General features: G+C 54.6%; 1 protein-coding gene. It reads right to left on the bottom strand.

All coding sequences use genetic code 11. The annotated features are described in order from the left end of the window. Nucleotides 1–187: hypothetical protein (locus AC1DCY_RS28020; protein WP_477356135.1), on the bottom strand; the 187-nt coding region annotated here is incomplete at its 3' end. Nucleotides 188–361 lie beyond the last annotated feature (174 nt).

Genomic DNA, 361 nt, shown 5'->3' with positions numbered 1-361 from the left:
CCACTACAAGGTGGAGGATTGCGCCATCCAGTCCGACCACTTCCACCATGAACAACTGACCGACACCGTTGATGAGCAACAGAATCAGTGCAAGGAGCAGGGCCCGTTGCCGTGGTCTCAGGTGCGACTCATTGAATAGATAGGTCCTGCGTCTGCCGCCATAACGCTCTTCCATGGGCTTGTTCACCGGACTGCTCCTGACGACCTGAGGTGTTTCTACCGATAACGCTAGCAATGGAAACGGGTTCGTCCAGAATGTCATCACCGCGTGTTAGGTTGTTTTTGAATAACGCCACTCTCGGACTGGAAACAGCGGCTCAAATCATCGAGGGTATGCGCTGGATTTGCGACAGGCCCGGAC

Source organism: Lysinibacillus sp. 10T31 (assembly GCF_056394365.1).
This window is presented reverse-complemented; position numbering and strand designations above follow the sequence as displayed.